At 52.8% G+C, this 284-nt stretch carries 1 protein-coding gene; it reads right to left on the bottom strand.

The window, feature by feature from the left end:
- The coding region (locus R2R70_RS19725; RefSeq protein WP_410978857.1) for a molybdopterin-dependent oxidoreductase at positions 1-284 on the bottom strand (284 nt) is incomplete at both ends.

The following is a 284-nucleotide window of genomic DNA, read 5'->3' as shown; positions in this document are numbered from 1 at the left end:
ATATTGCTGGCGCTGAATTCCCCAGCCTGCCATCAGCATTGTGCGATTCGCCGCCATCAGTTCAGCGAGTTTGACTATCTGCGCTTCCGGTACGCCAGTAATTTCCGCCGCCCAGGCCGCGCTCTTCGGAGTATTATCGCTCTTACCTGTCAGATATTCTTCAAACTGCGGATACCCGGTGGTGTATTTTTCAAGGAACACTTTATCGTGTTTGCCTTGTGTCATCAGGGTATGCGCAATCCCTAACATCAGTGCCACGTCGGTGCCCATATTCGGCGCGATCC

Source organism: Cobetia sp. SIMBA_158, from assembly GCF_046566945.1.
GTDB classification, from domain to species: Bacteria; Pseudomonadota; Gammaproteobacteria; order Pseudomonadales; family Halomonadaceae; genus Cobetia; species Cobetia amphilecti.
Note: the sequence above shows the minus strand (reverse complement) of the source record. Positions and strands in the feature narration are given on the sequence as shown.